Annotated in this window: 14 protein-coding genes; 2 read left to right on the top strand and 12 right to left on the bottom strand. The window is 32.0% G+C overall.

All coding sequences use genetic code 11. From position 1 onward, the window contains the following. Positions 1 to 6 precede the first annotated feature (6 nt). The 8 genes from HYN86_RS12700 to HYN86_RS12665 form a co-directional block, all read right to left on the bottom strand. Complete coding sequence (locus tag HYN86_RS12700) at positions 7 to 528, bottom strand: tetratricopeptide repeat protein (protein ID WP_113678360.1); 522 nt, start codon at positions 526 to 528, stop codon at positions 7 to 9. Positions 529 to 538: 10 nt separating this feature from the next. Further along, positions 539 to 2191, bottom strand: coding sequence for a DNA repair protein RecN (recN, locus tag HYN86_RS12695; RefSeq protein WP_113678359.1), 1653 nt, complete (start codon positions 2189 to 2191; stop codon positions 539 to 541). A 52-nt stretch (positions 2192 to 2243) separates the two neighbouring features. Continuing rightward, positions 2244 to 3128: a type IX secretion system protein PorD gene (gene porD / locus HYN86_RS12690; RefSeq protein ID WP_113678358.1), complete on the bottom strand. Its 885-nt coding sequence runs from the start codon at positions 3126 to 3128 to the stop codon at positions 2244 to 2246. Between the two features lie 72 nt (positions 3129 to 3200). Then, positions 3201 to 4412, bottom strand: a complete 1212-nt coding sequence (gene coaBC / locus HYN86_RS12685) for a bifunctional phosphopantothenoylcysteine decarboxylase/phosphopantothenate--cysteine ligase CoaBC (RefSeq protein ID WP_113678357.1) — start codon at positions 4410 to 4412, stop codon at positions 3201 to 3203. Positions 4413 to 4419: 7 nt separating this feature from the next. Beyond that, positions 4420 to 4737 carry a DNA-directed RNA polymerase subunit omega gene (locus HYN86_RS12680; protein WP_008463064.1) on the bottom strand — a complete coding sequence of 106 codons (318 nt, stop codon included), beginning with the start codon at positions 4735 to 4737 and terminating at the stop codon, positions 4420 to 4422. Between the two features lie 9 nt (positions 4738 to 4746). After that, complete coding sequence (locus HYN86_RS12675) at positions 4747 to 5541, bottom strand: outer membrane protein assembly factor BamD (RefSeq protein ID WP_095951614.1); 795 nt, start codon at positions 5539 to 5541, stop codon at positions 4747 to 4749. Positions 5542 to 5677: 136 nt separating this feature from the next. Then, positions 5678 to 6559 (bottom strand): 4-hydroxy-tetrahydrodipicolinate synthase, encoded by an 882-nt coding sequence (dapA, locus tag HYN86_RS12670; RefSeq protein ID WP_113678356.1) that lies wholly within the window; start codon positions 6557 to 6559, stop codon positions 5678 to 5680. Positions 6560 to 6574: 15 nt separating this feature from the next. Further along, a complete protein-coding gene (locus HYN86_RS12665) occupies positions 6575 to 7087 on the bottom strand; it encodes a DUF6913 domain-containing protein (RefSeq protein ID WP_113678355.1) in 513 nt (170 codons plus the stop codon). Positions 7088 to 7134: 47 nt separating this feature from the next. Here HYN86_RS12665 and HYN86_RS12660 point away from each other — a divergent pair, with 47 nt between their 5' ends. Both HYN86_RS12660 and HYN86_RS12655 read left to right on the top strand, forming a co-directional pair. After that, entirely contained in the window at positions 7135 to 7914 is a 780-nt protein-coding gene (locus HYN86_RS12660) for a 5'-nucleotidase C-terminal domain-containing protein (protein ID WP_113678354.1), read from the top strand. A gap of 43 nt (positions 7915 to 7957) precedes the next feature. Further along, entirely contained in the window at positions 7958 to 8869 is a 912-nt protein-coding gene (locus HYN86_RS12655) for a bifunctional metallophosphatase/5'-nucleotidase (protein ID WP_113678353.1), read from the top strand. On the opposite strand, the gene HYN86_RS12650 is transcribed toward HYN86_RS12655, so the two are convergent. The 4 genes from HYN86_RS12650 to HYN86_RS12635 form a co-directional block, all read right to left on the bottom strand. Further along, complete coding sequence (locus HYN86_RS12650; RefSeq protein ID WP_113678352.1) at positions 8856 to 9548, bottom strand: lysoplasmalogenase family protein; 693 nt, start codon at positions 9546 to 9548, stop codon at positions 8856 to 8858. The genes HYN86_RS12655 and HYN86_RS12650 overlap by 14 nt on opposite strands. Further along, positions 9535 to 11541, bottom strand: coding sequence for an NAD-dependent DNA ligase LigA (ligA, locus tag HYN86_RS12645; RefSeq protein WP_113678351.1), 2007 nt, complete (start codon positions 11539 to 11541; stop codon positions 9535 to 9537). The genes HYN86_RS12650 and ligA overlap by 14 nt, the downstream gene beginning before the upstream one ends. 237 nt (positions 11542 to 11778) lie before the next feature. After that, positions 11779 to 13716: an OmpA family protein gene (locus tag HYN86_RS12640; RefSeq protein WP_113678350.1), complete on the bottom strand. Its 1938-nt coding sequence runs from the start codon at positions 13714 to 13716 to the stop codon at positions 11779 to 11781. 11 nt (positions 13717 to 13727) lie between these two features. Beyond that, positions 13728 to 14660, bottom strand: coding sequence for a PorP/SprF family type IX secretion system membrane protein (locus HYN86_RS12635; protein WP_113678349.1), 933 nt, complete (start codon positions 14658 to 14660; stop codon positions 13728 to 13730). Positions 14661 to 14668: the final 8 nt, after the last annotated feature.

The raw sequence follows: 14668 nt of genomic DNA, 5'->3' as shown, positions 1-14668 counted from the left end.
TTTGTATTATTTCAATTTCAATTTTAATTTTTCAAAAATAGACATTTTATCCTTAACCCTTTTCATATTGGCATTCATATTGTCAATAAAATTTGGGTTTAAAGCATTTTTGGTTGCTTCTTTATAGTAATTATATGAGTCAATATATTGATTTTCATATTCTGCCATTCTCCCTAATTCGCTGTTATACGAAGAATTATCCGCATTTTCTAAATTAGCTAAAGTAAAGCGGATATGTTCTTTTGCTTCAGCATAACGGCCAATATCAATTAATAAATAGGTATAATTTAAATATGGTGCAGGATATTTAGTATCGAATTTCATTGCTAGTTTATAATGATAAATTCCTTTATCATAATCGCTCAATTTATTATAATAAATCCATCCTAAATGGTTGTGAGCTTTTCCAAAATCAGGATACTGAGCTAAAATTTCTTCAAGTAATTCTTTTGCGTCTGCTGAATTTCCTTCAGAAATTAACGCATCTGCTTTTATAAATTGATTTTCGTAAAAACTTAAACTTTCCATTGTGTTGTTTTTAATTCAGTAATTGTTTTGCATGGTTTAACGCCGAATCAGAAATATTAGCTCCAGATAACATCTGCGCAATTTCTAAAATTCGATCTTCTTGAGATAAAAGTTTTAACTCAGACTGCGTATCATCTCCAACTGTAGATTTTGAAACTTTAAAATGAGAATCTCCTTTTGCTGCAATCTGCGGTAAATGCGTAATCGCAAAAATCTGCATCGTATTACTCATCTCTTTCATGATCTCTCCCATTCTAATTGCAATTTCTCCAGAAACACCAGTATCAATTTCATCAAAAATTAATGTTGGCAACTTAGAATATTTAGCCAGAATAGCCTTCACTGCCAGCATAATACGTGACATTTCTCCACCAGAAGCTACTTTCTTCAATAACCCAAAATCCGTTCCTTTATTGGCAGAAAACAAAAATTGCAATTCGTCTTTTCCGTTTTGAAAGTACGTTTCAGAAGGTAATAATTCCATTTTAAAACGAACATTTGGCATTCCTAATGTTTCTAAAATAGAAATTAATTGCTCTGAAAGTTTCGGAATTGCATCAAATCTATTTTGATGAATCTGAAGAGCATATTGATCAAGCTCCATAGCTTTTTCCTCTATAATTTTAGACAAAGAAGCTATTTCTTCATCCATATTATCAAGTTCCAATAAACTATTTCCCAACTCAGCCTGAATTTGAAGCAATGCATCAACAGAATCTACTTGATGTTTTTTCTGAAGGTTATAAATTAACTGTAATTTTTGATTAACCAATTCCAGCTGTGCTGGGTCATTTAATAGCTTCTCTGAAGAATTTTCCAATTCTTTAGAAATATCATCAAATTCAATTGCCAGACTCGTTATTCTTTCGAATAAATTTTGATATTCTGCAGAAAATGGCGCAACTTTCTGCAATGCATTTTTAATTTCATTTAAATTATGAAAAACACCAAACTGCTCCTCATTTGCAATTAACAGCGATTTATCTAGAGATTCTTTGATTATTTCAACATTGTTCAGCTTTTCATAATCAGTTTCAAGTTCTTCCTGTTCACCAGATTTTAATTGTGCAGCAACCAATTCATTCAGCAAAAATGTATTGTATTCCTGCTCTTTTCCAGAATCACTTTGCTTTTTTATCAAAGCGGTCCATTTTGATTTATCTGCTCTATAAGATTTAAGTAGTTTTTGATATTCTAAAATAAGATCTGTATTGTTTGCAATAGCATCTATAATCTTAAATTGAACATTTTCATCTGACAATTCCTGAGTTTGCTGCTGCGAGTGAATATCTATTAAATATAGACTTAAATCCTGCAGTTCTTGAAGATTAACAGGACTATCGTTTATAAAAGCCCGAGATTTTCCAGATGGCAAGATTTCGCGTCTAATGATTGTTTCATCTTCATAATCCAAATCATTAGCTTCAAAAAAATCTTTTAAATTATATTTAGAAATTTCAAATTGTGCTTCGATAACGCACTTCTCTTCTTTGTTTTTTAAAGAAGTAAGATCTGCTCTTTTACCCAAAACAAGACCAATAGCGCCTAAAATAATTGATTTTCCCGCACCTGTCTCACCTGTAATTATAGAAAAACCTTTAGAAAAATCAATTGCTAACTTTTCAATAAGAGCATAATTTTTAATTGACAGTGACGTGATCATAGAGCAATTTTGTAAAAATAAAGATTAAAGTAAGTTTTAATAATGAAACAGATTAATATTTAATCTGTGACCATTTAGTAGAATTTAACGGAGACACTTTATTCAAGACATCTGTTAAATCTGTAATTGTAATGCTTGGTCCGCCAGAAAAAATAGAAACAATTTCATCTGATTTTGCATCAAAGAAAACTCTGGTTATAAACGCATTTGGCTTAACCGAATTTAATTTACCTATAAGCAGTAATGATGATTTTATTTTTTCTTTTGAAGTTTTTAGATCCGTGCTCATACCATCTAATCCAGTATGATAAGCGTACATAGTCTGGCGTAAATCACTGTAAGTAGGCGCAATCATATCATTAATTAAATAATAACGATTCTGAATTCCGTCTGCCTGACTCCAGCCTTTAAATCCCCCCTGCTGCGCTACATTGGCAATATTTTGTGCTGTTTGAAAATATTGATTACCCGCTCCCATTTGGAAAGTATCGGCATCCATACCTAAAATCAAATAGCAATAAAAAGATACCACAGAAACCAAATTAGAATCGTAAGTCGTTGGATTGAATAACAATGGTTCGTATTCTGTATATCTAAAATTAAAATCTTTGTCGTTGTAATTTAAAACCGGTGAAGAATAAGTAGAATTAAAAATCAATCTTGAAGACTGAATCTGGATGGTTCCTGTAAATTGATCTGAACTATTTGATGATAAAGTAATATACATCGAACAGTTAATTCTTTCGTTCTGCTTTAAAATCGATCCTGTCCAGTCTGTTTTATTTACAAACTCAGACAAGGAAGTCTGAAGCGTCTTAAAAACCTGATTATTTGGGTTCGTAAGTCGTTCTGTATTAATAGTTACTGTACAATTTAGCTGTTGTGCCTGCACAAAACCAAAGCTTAAAAACACTAATAGCGTAACTATCTTATTCATAATCTCTAAACATTTAAATTTTATAATATAGATTGTAAACAATCTATATTTCGGCGTATATTTTTTATTCTATTATTTTGAAAAATGCAGAATAACTTTATTCAAAATATCAGCCGCTACAGATTCTTTCGATTTTAATTCCATTGGCTCAATTTCAAAATTTTTATCAATAAATGTTACTTTATTAGTTTCTTTTTTAAAACCTGCCCCTTTATCTTGTAAGGAATTTAAAACAATCAAATCTAAGTTTTTTTTCTGAATTTTCAACTTAGCATTCTCAATTTCATTTTCAGTTTCTAATGCAAATCCAATTAAAAACTGATTTTTTTTGATAGCCCCTAAAGAAGACAATATATCTTTTGTCTTTTCAAGTTCTATCGAAAACTCAGCTGCAGTTTTTTTAATCTTTTGGTCTGCAACAAATTTTGGTCTGTAATCTGCAACTGCTGCTGCGGCAATAGCTGCATCAACATCATTAAAATACAGATGACAAGCATCGTACATTTCCTGAGCAGAAACAACATCTATAACTTTTACTAAAGTATTTTTAGCTTTGTAATGTGTTGGGCCGGCAATTAGAATTACATCTGCACCTAAATTCGCTGCCTCATTAGCAATATCAAAACCCATTTTCCCTGAAGAATGATTTCCTATAAAACGCACGGGATCTATTGCTTCGTATGTTGGACCTGCAGTAACTAGTATTTTTTTTCCTTTTAAGGGCAGTTTACTTTCTAAATCAGCTTCTAAGAAAGCGATTATATTTTCAGGTTCAGCCATTCGGCCCTCACCAGATAAGCCACTCGCCAATTCACCGTTTTCTGCTGGAATCATAATGTTCCCAAACTGTTTTAAAGCTGTAAAGCTTGATACGGTTGATGGGTGCTTATACATATCCAAATCCATTGCTGGCGCAAAATAGACTGGACATTTAGCTGATAAATATGCTGAAATTAAAAGATTGTCACAGTTTCCGGTTGTCATTTTAGATAATGTATTTGCAGTTGCAGGCGCAATCAGCATAATATCAGCCCATAAAGCTAATTCTACGTGATTGTTCCAAACTGCTTCTTCATCATCTTGATTAAAGAAACTAGAATGTACAGGATTTTTTGATAAGGTAGATAATGTAAGAGGGGTTACAAAATCCTTAGAAGCAGGTGTCATTATCACTTGGACATGTGCACCTGCTTTTATAAAAAGTCGTACTAATGTGGCTGTTTTATACGCTGCTATTCCACCAGAAACACCCAGTAAAATATTTTTCCCGTTTAAAACTGACATGGTACTATTATTTGTTTGAACTTCTGTGGTAAGTTTTACCGTCTAACCATTCTTGAACAGCTAAAGCGTGTGGTTTTGGTAATTTTTCGTAAAATTTAGAAACTTCGATTTGTTCTTTATTTTCAAAAACTTCTTCTAGACTATCATTATAAGTAGCAAACTCTTCTAATTTTTCAGTCAATTCTTTTTTAATCTCAGAATTAATTTGATTTGCTCTCTTAGCCATAATGGTAATTGCCTCATACACATTTCCTGTTGGCTCTTCAATAACTGTTTTGTTGTAAGTTATTGTGTTAACAGGAGCATTCGTCTTTTTTAAATCCATGACTTTATTTTATTTAGTAAATTTTTGTAAATCTGTTTCAACTCTGGCATTCATTTCTTCTGCCTTAACTTTGTATTTTGTATCGCTTTTAAACTTAATCAAGTTACCATAAGCAGCTTTAGCAACATTTAAACGCTCTTCCATTTTAGAAGGAACACTATTAATTGCCAATTGATATGCTGAATCATATTTATAAAACAACGCATCTTCTTTAAAAGGTGTCCCAGGATAATCAGCGATAAAATTATCAAAAGCAACTAAAGCTGATTTATAATCTGAAATTGTATTGTAACCTTTAGCATTTTCGTATGCTTTTTTCTCTAATTTACCATTTAACAGCTGCACAGTTTCATTTGCCTGCGCCACATATTCTGAGTTTGGATAATTATCAATAAAAGCTTGTAATTTTTCTAATGCTTTTAATGTATCTGTCTGATCTAAGCTGTAAACAGGAGCTAATTTTGAATAACTATAAGCACCTAAGAAAGCTGCTTCCTGCACTTTTTCACTTCGAGGGTATCCCGAAACAAAAGATTCAAACTGATAACCTGCTAAATAATATTGTTTTGTTTTATAATAAGACTGTGAAAACATGTAAAACAGCTTTTCTGCCTGAGGTTTTCCTCTATAAGATGTTGCTAATTGTTCGAAAAGACGAATGGCTTTTGAATATTTACCAGCATCATACATTTTTGTTGCCATATCAAATTTAGCTGCAACATCTTCATTTTTTAATGCTTTTTGATATTCTCCACAAGAACAAAAAAGGGCCACAACAATTAACAGCGATACTATTCTTTTCATTTTCTTACTTTTATTATGATCTCTCAGACAATTATGCCAAAGCAAAATCACACCGAAGTTTCGGTGGCAAATTTAGTTATTAATTTAGCTACTACAAAATATTTTTTAGTATAATAAAATACCGTAAAACAGACGTTTATTTTATACTATTTTTTACAAATTCATTTAATCTTTCTGCCAGCGAATCATCTACACTCACTAAAGGAAGACGAACAGTATTGTCAGCAATTCCAAGTGCTTGGAAGATTTGTTTGATTCCAGCAGGGTTGCCCTGCTCAAAAATCATATCAATACTGTCTGACAAGAAATAATGTGTTTTGAATGCATCGGCTGCTTTTTTATTCAATCCTAAACGAATCATTTCTGAAAATTCTTTAGGAAAACCTTGCCCAATTACAGAAATTACACCAGCTCCGCCAGCTAAAACAATTGGCAGTGCCAGCATATCATCTCCAGAAATTACAAGAAAATCTTTCGGTGCATTCTTAATAATCTGCATCGCTTGAGCCATATCTCCTGCTGCCTCTTTAATCGCTACTACATTTTCAAAATCATTTGCAAGACGAATTACTGTTGAAGGAAGCATATTGCTCGATGTTCTTCCTGGAACATTATATAGGATTACAGGAATTGGAGAAGCTTCAGCAATTGCTTTAAAATGCTGATAAATTCCTTCCTGTGTTGGCTTATTATAATATGGTGAAACAGATAAGATTGCTTCAAAAGCAGAAAAATCTCTTGTTTTTAATTCTTCAACAATCTGCATAGTATTATTTCCTCCAACTCCTAAAACTAGAGGCAGTCTTCCTTTATTTACATCGATTACCGTCTTTATAACCAATTCTTTCTCTTCTGTTGTAAGGGTTGCATTTTCTGCTGTTGTTCCCATAACCACAAGATACTCCACTCCTCCATCTATAGAAAAGTTTACGATTCGTTGTAAAGCCTCAATGTCAACTGAGAAATCTTTTTTAAATGGAGTTACAAGTGCAACACCAGTTCCTATTAATGATTGCATATTTTAAATTATAATTTATTTTAAATTTTTTAAATACCTAAACAATTCTGAAACGAATAGTTTATAGTTTTCTAATTCGGTATGAATCATCCAACGGTTCAGGTTATTGTCTACACTAGAAAAACCAACTTTAAATTTAGCTTTTGACTGCTTAGTTATCATCATCAAAAATATATTCTCGACATTATAATAACTTAACAAAATATCAAATTCTGTATTTATAAAATCATTCAAAAAATCTTCTGTAATTTCTCCTTTCCAATTGATATGTTTTTTACCAAAAGTAGGTCTTAAATACGTTTCCTTTTTGTCAAATTTTCCTGCGTACGCGGCAATTTTTATGTTTTCTGAAGCAATTCCATGAAGTTCTAACTCTTTAATAAGTACTTCTGACTGTGTAAAATTACTTTCATCTATCAATAAACCAACCGTTTGAACGTTCTTTGAAAAGACTTCGTTTTTATCGTTACCTAAGTTATTTTTTAATGATTTTTTTACAAAAAATTCCTTTGTATAATTTAAAAACATAGTACTTTTACTAGATTACAAAATTAATTATTTAAGTTGCATTTAAAATGGTAAAACTAAAAAAGTATAACGGATTTTTGAAACTTTTTGTTATATTCTTAACACTTTTTTTTATATCTTCCTGTAGTGACAAAAACTACAATTTAACAAAAATAGAAGGAAAACAACTTCCTATTACCGAAAAAGCGGCTGAAACTCCAGCAATTGAAAGCTTTATTAAGCCTTATCGCGATCATATCAATCAAGATTTGGACAATGTTTTGGCTTATGCTCCCGAAACTTTAGATAAGAGTACAGGAAAATGGCAGACCAGCATTGGAAGTTTATTAGCTGATGTTTGCCTGCAAAGAGGAAACACCGTTTTTAAATCTCGTGAAAATAAAGATATAGATATGTGTCTTTTAAATCATGGCGGTATCCGCGCTATTCTTCCTAAAGGAAATGTAACTACGAGAACTGCTTTTGAAATTATGCCTTTTGAAAATAATCTGGTTGTTATAGCTCTAAAAGGGGAACAAATTTTAGAAATTGCTGCCTATATTATTAAGGAGAAAAAACCTCAGCCTTTGTCTGGAATGACTTTTACAATTTCAAAGGATAATACTGCGAAAAATATCCTAGTGCAGGGAAAACCGTTAGATCTGAACAAAACGTATTACGTAGCTACAAATGATTATTTGGCCAATGGTGGTGACAGCATGACTTTCTTTGCTAAAGGCACCCAAAAGTTTGACTTAAACTATAAACTTAGAAATGTATTGATTGATTATTTTAAAGATGTAGACACAGTTGTGGCTCCGAAAAATATCAGAATTACAGAAGAATAAAAAATCAAAAAACAAGTAAGCATTCCTGCAAAAAAAATATAAAATGAAAAGAAGAGAGTTTATCGAAAAAACAGCAGCAAGTACCGCCTTATTAAGTTTAGGCTTGTCTCTTAGCAGTTTTGAAACTAACGAAGTTAAGCATTTAACAATTCTACATACTAATGATGTGCACAGTCACATTGATCCTTTTCCAGCAGACGATCCTCGTAATCCTAACAAGGGCGGTGTCTCTCGCCGTGCAGCATTAATAGAAACTATTCGTCAAGAAAATCCAAATGTGCTTCTTCTGGATGCAGGAGATATTTTTCAAGGAACTCCATATTTTAATTATTATGGGGGTGAATTGGAGTTTAAGTTAATGAGTATGATGAAGTATGATGCTTCAACCATTGGAAATCATGATTTTGATAATGGTCTTGATGGTTTATATGCACAGCTTCCGCATGCAAGTTTTGACTTTATCTGTTCTAACTATGATTTTAAAAATACAGTTATGGACGGACATGTAAAGCCATATAAAATCTTTAATAAAAACGGAATTAAAGTTGGTGTTTTTGGAGTTGGAATTGAATTACAAGGTTTGGTAGACAAACAATTATACAAAGAAACTGTTTACAATAATCCTGTTGAAACGGCACAGGACATGACGCAGCTTTTGAAAAAGGAACAAAAATGTGATTTGGTAATTTGTCTTTCACATTTAGGATATAAATATAAAGATGATGCCACTAAAATCAGCGATTTGAAATTTGCTGAACAAACTCAAGATATTGATTTAATTATTGGCGGGCATACTCATACTTTCTTAGACAAACCTACGATTGTAAAAAACAAAGCGGGTAAAGATGTATTGGTAAATCAGGTTGGTTGTTACGGAATCAATTTAGGCCGTATTGATTTTTATTTTGATAAAGACAAAGCACATACAAACCAAGGAACCACTATTGTTGTATAGGTTTATTTTGAATTCTAGCTTTTTCTAAAAAGTATTCTACCATAAAGAAATAAGCTAGAATTTGAGTTGTATCTCGGATTAATACCAAAACAATAGAATAGGAAAAATATTGGTTAAAAATATAGAAGATATCTGAAAAGATATAGCTTACCGCCATTAATGACATTAATAAAGTTATATGTGTTCCTTTTGTAATATAGCTAACAAAACAATAGCAGCTTAATGTACTTAAAACGATTCCGTAAAAGGTGTATAAAAAATTAAATCTTTTCATGTTATCGAGCTGTAAACTCAAAACAGAAACAAGAAGATAAACGATAAGAATGACTACAATTGAAATAGGAAGAATATCGCGCTTCCTTAATTTTATTCGCTCGTGTTCTCGAAAAAAGATTCTTACTATTAGTAGATAAACAATTAGAAAACTTATTACGCCTCCTATCTCAGAGCTGTCAATCTCCATGAGGTCATAAACTTGTCCTACGAAACAAAAAAAGAAAATTACACCTTCTGATTTTCCAATTTTGAATTCACTGCTGATTAGAAAATAAATAAAAATAGCTGGAAGAACGATGGCTTTGGCATAAGTCGCAAAGAATTCCTGCTCTGTATAATCAAAAATGATTGTACATAACAAAGCCAGAAAAAACAAAATTAATGATGGTTTATTCGCTGTCATTTAATTTGTTAATAAAATCTTCTTCTGATAATATAGTGATATTTAATTTAGTTGCTTTTTCTAATTTCGCCGGTCCCATATTATCTCCTGCTACAACAAAATCTGTCTTTGCAGAAATTGAGCTTCCCACTTTTCCACCATTATCTTCAATGGCTTTTTTCAATTCATCTCTTGAAAACTGACTAAATACGCCAGAAACCACAAAGGTTTTTCCAACAAATTTTTCTGTCGCGTTTGGATTTACTCTTTCTTCAATTTGAAATTGAACTCCGTAATTTTTTAAGCGCTCAATAATTTTTTGATTTTCTTCATTTTCAAAAAATTCAACAACGCTTCTGGCAATTCTTTCTCCAATTTCATCAACTAAAATTAAATCCATTAACGAAGCTCGGCTTAAAGCGTCAATATTTTTATAATGCTTGGCTAATTTTTTGGCCACAGTTTCTCCAACAAAACGAATTCCTAGTGCAAATAATACACTTTCGAACGGAATTTCTTTTGATTTCTGAACTCCATTTACCAGATTTTCAGCTGATTTTTGAGCCATTCTTTCTAAATGCAGAATATCTTCTACTTTCAATTCGTACAAATCTGCGTAATTGTGCACTAAATCATTTTTAAAAAGAAGTGCAACAGTTTCTCCGCCAAGACCTTCAATATCCATAGCTTTTCTAGAAATGAAATGTTGAACTCTGCCTATAATCTGCGGTGGACAACCGTAGAAATTAGGACAATAATGATTGGCTTCACCAACATTTCGTACCAATTCAGTCTGGCATTCTGGACAATATGAAATATAATGAGTTACTTCTGAATTTTCTGGACGCTTGGCCAAATCTACTGCAATGATTTTTGGAATAATTTCGCCGCCTTTTTCAACAAAAACAGTATCATTTACTCTAATATCTAATTTCTCGATTTGGTCTGCATTATGGAGAGACGCTCTTTTTACAATTGTTCCTGCCAATTGCACAGGCTCTAAATTAGCAACAGGTGTAATAGCGCCAGTTCTTCCTACCTGATAAGAAATTGACTTTAACTTAGTTGAAACTTGTTCTGATTTGAATTTGTAAGCTATTGCCCAGCGCGGTGATTTTGCGGTATAACCTAATTCCTCCTGATGCTGAATGCTATTTACTTTAATTACAACACCATCTGTTTCGTAAGGAAGATTGTGTCTGTGAACATCCCAATAATCGATAAAGTCAAAAACTTCTTGCATATTATTGACTAATTTTGCTTCTTTAGGGACTTTGAATCCCCAGTTTCTAGCAGATTCCAATCCTTCAAATTGTGATGAAAATGGCAAATTATTTCCAGTCACAAAATAAAGAAGACATTCTAATGGACGTTTGGCAACCTCAGCACTATCTTGTAATTTTAAACTTCCTGAAGCGGTATTTCTTGGGTTTGAGTAAGGAGTTTCGCCAATTTCGATTAATTCCTGATTCATCTTTTCAAAACCTTTGAATGGCAGAATTATTTCTCCTCGAATATCAAATTTTTCAGGATAATTACCTTTTAAATGAAGCGGGATTGATTTTATAGTTTTAATATTATTAGTTACCTCATCACCTTGAAAGCCGTCTCCACGCGTTAAAGCCTGAACTAATTTTCCGTTTTCATATGTTATACTGATAGAGGCTCCATCATATTTTAATTCGCAGGTATATTGCAGCTTAACGTTTCCGAGAACTCTTTGAATACGATTTTCCCAATCCAGAAGGTCTTCTTTAGAATAAGAATTATCCAAAGAATACATTCTATATTGATGTGCTATTGTTTTAAAATTTTTGGTAATAGCACCACCGACTCTTTGCGTTGGTGAGTTTTCATCAAAAAATTCTGGATGCTTGCTTTCTAAATCTTGAAGTTCTTTCAGTTTTATATCAAAATCATAATCTGAAATTGTGGCATTATCTAACACATAATAGTTGTAATTGTGTTGATTAAGTTCATTTCGTAATGTTTGAATGGTTTCTTGAATGCTCATAAAATTTTGCAAATTATAATTGTGATAAACTGAATATCAAAATTAGAATTTATTTTTGTTCAAAAGCATAAAAATTGAAAGTTTTAAAAAATCAAAAATCAGACTGCAAATTCATGCAGTCTGATTTTCTCCTTGTCCATTATTCTTAAAAAAGAATTAATAAAAACCAACTTCCAAATGGTTTCGACGTTATATATTTTAAACTGATAATCAATAAATTACAGCACAAATATAAAACTATTTTTGAATAATGATAAAATCTGAACGTCTATTTAATAGATGCTCTTCTTCTGTACATTTTACACCATTTTTACATTTATTTATTAATCGGCTTTCGCCATAACCAATTGCGCTTTCAATACGGGAAGGATCTATGTCTTGAGACAGAAGGTAATCCCTTGTTGACTTAGCTCTATTGTCTGAAAGTTTTAAATTATAAGAGTCTTTTCCTCTAGAATCTGTATGAGATTCGATCTTGATTTTTATGTTTGGAAATTTTCTCATAATAAAAACTACTTTAGAAAGCTCTTCTACAGCTTTTGGTGTAATATCGTATTTATTATAATCGAAATAAATTGGATTTACATCGACTTTTTCAACACCTTGTTTTTTGACAACTAAGTCATCATAGTTGCTCAATTCAAAATTAACATCTCTTATTTCGCCTCCATTTTCCTTAGTTGTTTCAACGGTTTTATCATCACTGCTGTAATTTGGTTTTGCAGCAATCATTTTAATTACTTTGTTACAAGGAACTTCAATAGCATATTTTCCGTCAAAATTTGTCTTGGTTTCTCCAATAACTTCGCTGAAAGAATTGTATGCCATTATGGTAACATCCGTCAGAGGTTTTTTGCTTTTATGATCTAATGCCATTCCAGAAATACTCTGATTACAGACTGGTTTTCCTTTCACAAAAGAATAAATATCATCATCACCTTTTCCCCCTGCTCTATTGGAAGAAAAATAACCATAACCATTTGTTCTGTCAATTATAAATGAAAAGTCGTCTTTGTTACTATTAACTGGTGCTCCAAGATTTTTTGGAGTTGTGAAATTTCCGTCTGACAGGAATTTACTTTCATAAATATCTAAATCTCCCCAGCCATAATGCCCGTCAGAAGAGAAATACAAAGTCCCATTTTGATAAAACGGAAATACCTCGTTTCCAATTGTATTAATATTAGGTCCTAAATTTTGAGGCGAACTCATAGTTCCGTCAGCTGCAATTTTTACAACGTACAAATCTGTTTCACCAAATCCTCCTGGCATATCTGACGCAAAGAAAAGCCATTGTCCGTCTTCGCTTAATGATGGATGTCCTACGGAATAATCATCACTGTCAAAAAATACTTTCTGTGGATTCTCTAATTTATTATCAACAATTGAACCTTTGATAATTTGGAAATTATTGACTTTTGCATCATCAACAACCAATTTGTTTTTCTTTACAATATTTGTTGAATAATAAATCGTTTTTCCCTGAGTATCAAAACTTGCCGTTGCCTCGTGATATTTAGTCATTACATTTGGAAGAAATACTGTTTCATTAAACAAACTTCCATCTGCAGGATTTCTCTCAGCAAGATATAAATTCAAAAATGGCTGATTGTTCCAAGTATATAGTTTATCACCAAACTTTGTTGTATCACGTGCTGAAGTAAATACAACATTATCTTTGAAAAAAGTCGCACCAAAATCTGATTTACTAGTATTAATATCTAAATTTTTAACGGTGTAGAGAGATTTTGCTTTTGCTACGCTGTCCATATATTTTTTTTGGACAACATATCTGTTGATCTCTTTTTTATCGCCTTTTTTATCCAGATATTCTCTTGTAACTCTATCTGCATCCTCATAATCCATAACGGCTTTCATGGATTGGATATAGCGCAGATAATAAATATCAGTCAAATTATTTCCTTGGACTTCATACAGTTTTTTATACCATTTAAGTGCATTTCTAGAATCTGAAATGAAATAGTAGGAATCTGCAGCATTTTTCAATGTCTGGGCTGAAGGGTCTTTTATGTTCTGCAAACATTCCTCATAGGCTTTAGAAGCATCTAGATAAGAAAAGTTTCTAAACAAAGCATCCGCTTTCTTTAAGTTTGTTTTTTGAGCGAAACTAAACGTAACGCTCAAAATTAAACATAGGATATATAGTTTTCTCATAGGTTTTATTTTTAGAAGAATCGAGGAGATTTAATTTTGCTTTGATTTTTGACAAATTGATAACGCAGGATGATTTCATGCGAACCATCATTGTATTTATTCAATTGGCTTACAGTGTAATCAAAAGCATATCCGAGATAAAAACTTGGTGAAATCTGAAAACCTGCCAGTATACTCACAGAATCATCTGTTCGATACGCTCCTCCTATAACAAACTTTTCCTGAATCATAAAATTTGCTGATACATCTGCCGTAAGTGGTGCTCCGCTTACTGCTTTTACTAAAAATGCTGGTTTAAATTTCAAATTTGGATTCAAATCAAAAACATAACCTCCCATTAAAAAGTAATGCAGACGATCATAATCAATAGATTCTTGAACATCATCATAGTAATCACTTCTAATAAAACTTGGAACAGAAAGCCCTACATACCATTTATCAGTATAATAATAAATTCCAGCTCCGACTGCTAACTTCATTTGGTTATTGATGTTCTGATTTAACAAAACATCATCATTATCGTAGTACCTTCCTTTAGACCAATCAATGTTTAACATTCTCACACCTGCTTTTAATCCAAAAGCAAGTCTTTTTTCATAACCTAGTGGTATTGAATAAGAGAAATTTCCATCCATATATAGTTCATCAGAAGGACCAATTTTATCATTTACAACACTCAGACCTAAACCTATCTTTTCATTTCGAAGAGGAGAATGAATGGAGAAAGATTGTGTTTCTGGAGCTCCATCAATTCCAATCCATTGTGAACGATATAAAAGTGCTGCTTCTATGGTTCCGGTAGACCCAGCATATGCTGGATTTACCGCCATAGTATTATACATATACTGTGTATACTGAGGATCTTGTTGCGCTGTGGCACAAAACGTAATAAAAGAACATATTAAAATGAAATACGTTTCTAGTGGTTTTATATATAGTTTCATAACGATAC

It is taken from the genome of Flavobacterium fluviale (genome assembly GCF_003312915.1).
In the GTDB taxonomy this organism is placed as follows: domain Bacteria; phylum Bacteroidota; class Bacteroidia; order Flavobacteriales; family Flavobacteriaceae; genus Flavobacterium; species Flavobacterium fluviale.
Note: the sequence above shows the minus strand (reverse complement) of the source record. Positions and strands in the feature narration are given on the sequence as shown.

Bases quoted from the DNA above. Each gene is read 5' to 3' on its own strand.
- HYN86_RS12650 (WP_113678352.1), bottom strand. From the start codon at position 9,548: ATGACAGCGAATAAACCATCATTAATTTTGTTTTTTCTGGCTTTGTTA.
- HYN86_RS12700 (WP_113678360.1), bottom strand. From the start codon at position 528: ATGGAAAGTTTAAGTTTTTACGAAAATCAATTTATAAAAGCAGATGCG.
- HYN86_RS12675 (WP_095951614.1), bottom strand. From the start codon at position 5,541: ATGAAAAGAATAGTATCGCTGTTAATTGTTGTGGCCCTTTTTTGTTCT.
- HYN86_RS12635 (WP_113678349.1), bottom strand. From the start codon at position 14,660: ATGAAACTATATATAAAACCACTAGAAACGTATTTCATTTTAATATGT.
- HYN86_RS12640 (WP_113678350.1), bottom strand. From the start codon at position 13,716: ATGAGAAAACTATATATCCTATGTTTAATTTTGAGCGTTACGTTTAGT.
- recN (WP_113678359.1), bottom strand. From the start codon at position 2,191: ATGATCACGTCACTGTCAATTAAAAATTATGCTCTTATTGAAAAGTTA.
- ligA (WP_113678351.1), bottom strand. From the start codon at position 11,541: ATGAGCATTCAAGAAACCATTCAAACATTACGAAATGAACTTAATCAA.
- porD (WP_113678358.1), bottom strand. From the start codon at position 3,128: ATGAATAAGATAGTTACGCTATTAGTGTTTTTAAGCTTTGGTTTTGTG.
- HYN86_RS12655 (WP_113678353.1), top strand. From the start codon at position 7,958: ATGAAAAGAAGAGAGTTTATCGAAAAAACAGCAGCAAGTACCGCCTTA.
- HYN86_RS12680 (WP_008463064.1), bottom strand. From the start codon at position 4,737: ATGGATTTAAAAAAGACGAATGCTCCTGTTAACACAATAACTTACAAC.
- HYN86_RS12665 (WP_113678355.1), bottom strand. From the start codon at position 7,087: ATGTTTTTAAATTATACAAAGGAATTTTTTGTAAAAAAATCATTAAAA.
- coaBC (WP_113678357.1), bottom strand. From the start codon at position 4,412: ATGTCAGTTTTAAACGGGAAAAATATTTTACTGGGTGTTTCTGGTGGA.
- HYN86_RS12660 (WP_113678354.1), top strand. From the start codon at position 7,135: ATGGTAAAACTAAAAAAGTATAACGGATTTTTGAAACTTTTTGTTATA.
- dapA (WP_113678356.1), bottom strand. From the start codon at position 6,559: ATGCAATCATTAATAGGAACTGGTGTTGCACTTGTAACTCCATTTAAA.